Raw genomic sequence first — 4,249 nt, 5'->3', positions numbered from 1 at the left:
GGCAAATGTTTTTCAGTGTGCCCTGCCAAATGAATTTCACCAACATCCTCTTTATCAATCACTGCTAAATAATCACTGGCTTGATAATGGTGATTTATACAACTTACATAAATATTATTAACATCAAGCAATAAACCACAACCACACAAACCTGGCAAACGGGCAAAAAACTCCCATTCAGGTATATTTGAAACTTTAAATTGTAAATAAGAGGATGGATTTTCTATCAAAATTTGTCGCCCTAAAAAATCTTGAGTAGCTTTGACTTTGTCTGCAAAATGGTTTAAAGTCGCTTGAGTGTAAGGCAATGGCAACAAATCGTGCAAATAGTTACCATCAATACTTGACCAACTCAAATGATCTGACACCAAATCAGGCTGAAACCTGTCCACCGCATTTTTTAAATTTTGCAAATGCTGTTGATTAAGCTTATCATCCGAGCCTAACGACAGGCCTACCCCGTGCAAACTAAGTGGGTAATCATCAGCTATTTGCTCCAATTGATAGCTGGCAAGATTGTCATAAAAAAAATTCTCACTATGCACTTCAAGCCAATCAATATTAGGCTTTTCATTTAGCACTTGTTGTAAATGCTGATGTCTCAATCCAATGCCAACGCCTTTTACCAAAACTTATACCATGGCTTATTATCAACAAAGATCTTTGTGGTGCTTAATCCTTTGTCAATCCAGCCATAATTGATGCCGCCATCCAGTTCAAAAACATTTTTATAGCCGATTTTTTTACCTAAAAGTTTACCAATAACCTTAGTGCGATTAGCGTGAGCACAAACCAAAATAAATGGTGTGTCTTTGGTTTTAACAATACTGGATAAATCTTTTAACCATTGTTTAGTGTTGTAATTATTTTTTTTATCAAAAAAAGTAAGCTTATACGCATCAGGAATAATACCATATCTGGCATATTCATCTTGTCGACGAACATCGATAATAGCGACCCCTTGTTTGATTTTTGCTTGCACTTCAGTCGTTGAAAGAGTTGTAAAGTCTGCCTGAATTTCTAATGACAATAGACTAACAATTAAAATTAATTTTTTCATATTTTATTCTTACAATTTAAATACTTCAATGAGGTCTTTGCTAAAAATCCCAGTAAGCATATAAAACAACACTTTTATCCACTTGGCGATTTTTTAAACTTAGCCTTATAATGGTGGCACCTTCCAGTTAACTTCAAAGTTATGTATTTCAGTATTAGTTGTGTTCATATTTGGCCATTGAAGACGCTTTAATGAAAACTGACCAGTCAATCTAGTGCCAACAGGAATATTTGTATTTAGTGTTGCGTCAAAACTAATATTCAATTTATTTGCTACAGCGTATTCACAAGTCATCGCGCTATTAATTTGCACATTTTGGCATCCTGAAAGTGTCACATTGGCAACCAGATAGACTTCATACTGTTTTCCACTTTCATCATTCAGCATAGTAGAAAATTTTGAAGAAGGTCCACTTGACCATACCATATTTGTAGGGGCATTAATCGTATTATCTCCCCCAATAAAAGCCGATGATGGATGACCAGTGGTGCGTTGAATTGGTTTGATATCAATAGAAATATCTCTATTCATTATATGAGTAAAAACAGGGGGAATTGACACGAAAACCCCCTGTTTAGGAGTTCCACCAGTGTGCAGAGTTCTAGATATATCTAACAATTCTAAATCTAACTCGTAAAAAGTACCATTATCAGTTGCAAACGAATAAAAATAATTTTCATCTGCATCAACAAATGATGTATGCGACTGTAATATTTGACCTTTTTCTTGTTCAGTACTTACAGTAATATTTTTAATATTTTTATGTGTTTCTGTATTAATGATAGTAACAAAGGTATCTTTATGATTAGTAACAATGGCTAAATTTCTCTTTGGAATAAAAGTTGTATGAGCACTTCCAAGCCCTGTTTTAATTATATTAACTATACCCATATTGTCCCTATTAATGACATACATATACCCCTGAGTAGAGCCAACATAAATATGCCTTCCGTCGGGATGTAAATCAGCATGGTGTGAACCCATTTTTTCAGGATTACCATACAAAGATTGAGCTCTATTTATAAAAATTTCTTCTTGATCAATTTTAATTTCTAGTAACATAGGGGGAATTCCATTGTCAGGTGACCCTTCGGCAATAGCATAATATGTCCGGCTTGCCTCATTCTTAATGCCGACAAAACTATGCACTGAAGTTGGTGTTTTAACTTTATTCAAAAACTCAGTACTGAAACCAGAACTTCTATTACCAACTATTTTCCATAAGCTAATAGACCGATTTTCCCTATCAATAACGGCAAATTTTCGATCTGTAAACCAAAAAGGATGTCCTGAAGATAATGTGCCACCATAATCTAAACTGGGCACTGTTAATGTATTTTCTCCTGCAGTTGCAACTACCTTGTTGGTGTTTGGATCAATGATGCTTGACATAGGCTTATCTGCACCTGCAACTATAACAACTCCTAAGGATTCGTTATAAGCCTCTGCAGATCTTGGTTTGTGACTCAAATTAATAGAATTTGTTCTTAACATGGTTTCTGAGTTAATAATATCAATTGAATCTGCATTGCGGGTCGATACATAAAGATTTTTTGTATTTCCAGCCTTATCAACTGGATACGGATTCATGTTAGTTGGAACATCAGTAAGAAGCGTCATGGTAGCCACATCAATAACAACAACTCTGTTAAATTCTGGATCGCCATAAAATGCACGAATATCCCATCCCCATGATATGGAACTTATTAATATACAATATAGTGATATAGTGATATAGTGATTTTTATTTTTGTCATTATTTACTCATTGAAATTAAATTAATTATTTGGTTCTGTTTGCCCCATAGCAGGATAGAAAACCAATTTAAATGTGCCATCTTGTGGATGAAAATATTTGCTAGCATACATTGCTTCTCTTAATACAGAAAGACTACTTGCATTAAAATAAATACGCTCTAATAAAGCCTCCTTACCCTCTTTTAATTGATAAAGATTATGTTGGAATTGCACCAAACCATTGTTAATGTTTTTAAGCGTGTAATTGACCGCATAAGGATGATTATCTAATGAATAAGTTTGTGAGCGAGTATTTTTATCAACCTTTGGAGCAATAATTGGGCGAATCATCTGAAAGCTAAATTTTGGAATTAATGTATCTTGTATTAGTCTTTCTTCTGCTAAAGCGTCAATATTAAAATGACCAAAATTACTCTGGAATGTAAAACGAAAATCAACAACTTTACCGTTGATATTCACCATTAAACCAAATACACCCAAATCTTTTAAAGCACTCACGCCGTTATTTGCTAAAAATAAATAACCTAATTTTTTACCCTTATTATCTTTAATGGTAACATCTAAATTGGTCGGATAAGAGCGATTACTTGGCAACTTTTTGTATTGCAAGTCAAAATTATAACGCTGATTATTTTTATCATAAAAATCAAAATTGATACTATTGTTTTTCTCCCCGACATCGCCTAACTTTAGTTGCTTTGTAATATTAAAACCCTTGCCAGTAATATCCAACTGGAAGGGCGTTATCATTGCTATTGTTGGTGTTGACATAGTAATTAACAATAAGATAAGCGTCCTTGTAATACTTTGATTCATTTTGTTCATAATTTTTCCTTTATAAATAATACAGTCGCTTTTATTCAACTTGAAACCTGTTATACGAACTATTTTTATAAATAGTTGCAATATTTTGCACATTATTTTTAAAATAATTCAAGACCTTTGCATAAATAGGGGTGATTAGCAAAATCCAATTTTTGCCCAATTGGTGATTTCTTTAAATATTGTCCTAGCAGGGCTAAGGCTGGGTTTAAAAAATCGCCAAGTGGGTAAAAAGTGGGTTTTTAATGATTGTTCCTATTTATGCAAAGGTCTTGAATTATCTTGAAAATAATAACCACAACCAAGGATACCTTGATTGTGATTATAAAGCCTTCTAAGAAGAGGTTAGACTACCACCCACCAATTTTTTACATAAACCCGATGGCAATGCCAAAAAGGCATCAGTTTGCCCGTCAGTTGTTGAGCTACCAGCACACGACGAAGTCTTGGTTGCACAATCATTTTTACCTGCTTTTACCACACCATAGCATTTTTCTTTAGAGTCTGCATGTGTTTCTAAAACTAACGCATTAGAGCCTAAAATAACGACAGTGGCAATACTTGCTTTTAATGTTTTGTTCATTTTTTTCCTTTTGTAGTTAATAAAAAT

General features: G+C 33.7%; 5 protein-coding genes. All 5 read right to left on the bottom strand.

Translation table 11 applies throughout. The features are described 5' to 3' along the window. The coding region (locus tag BAZSYMA_RS07305) for an MbnB/TglH/ChrH family RiPP precursor modification enzyme (protein WP_206599454.1) at positions 1-605 on the bottom strand (605 nt) is incomplete at its 3' end. 17 nt (positions 606-622) lie between these two features. After that, positions 623-1,060, bottom strand: coding sequence for a rhodanese-like domain-containing protein (locus BAZSYMA_RS07300; protein ID WP_090717236.1), 438 nt, complete (start codon positions 1,058-1,060; stop codon positions 623-625). A gap of 105 nt (positions 1,061-1,165) precedes the next feature. Continuing rightward, on the bottom strand, positions 1,166-2,689 hold the full coding sequence (locus BAZSYMA_RS07295; RefSeq protein ID WP_195910146.1) for a YncE family protein: 1,524 nt from the start codon (positions 2,687-2,689) through the stop codon (positions 1,166-1,168). Positions 2,690-2,838: 149 nt separating this feature from the next. Then, a complete protein-coding gene (locus BAZSYMA_RS07290) occupies positions 2,839-3,642 on the bottom strand; it encodes a hypothetical protein (protein WP_143243143.1) in 804 nt (267 codons plus the stop codon). Positions 3,643-3,973: 331 nt separating this feature from the next. Beyond that, entirely contained in the window at positions 3,974-4,222 is a 249-nt protein-coding gene (locus BAZSYMA_RS07285) for a BufA1 family periplasmic bufferin-type metallophore (RefSeq protein ID WP_090717245.1), read from the bottom strand. Between the last annotated feature and the right edge of the window lie 27 nt (positions 4,223-4,249).

It is taken from the genome of Bathymodiolus azoricus thioautotrophic gill symbiont, from assembly GCF_001298715.1.
In the GTDB taxonomy this organism is placed as follows: Bacteria; Pseudomonadota; Gammaproteobacteria; order PS1; family Pseudothioglobaceae; genus Thiodubiliella.
This window is presented reverse-complemented; position numbering and strand designations above follow the sequence as displayed.

Bases quoted from the DNA above. Each gene is read 5' to 3' on its own strand.
- BAZSYMA_RS07300 (WP_090717236.1), bottom strand. From the start codon at position 1,060: ATGAAAAAATTAATTTTAATTGTTAGTCTATTGTCATTAGAAATTCAG.
- BAZSYMA_RS07290 (WP_143243143.1), bottom strand. From the start codon at position 3,642: ATGAACAAAATGAATCAAAGTATTACAAGGACGCTTATCTTATTGTTA.
- BAZSYMA_RS07285 (WP_090717245.1), bottom strand. From the start codon at position 4,222: ATGAACAAAACATTAAAAGCAAGTATTGCCACTGTCGTTATTTTAGGC.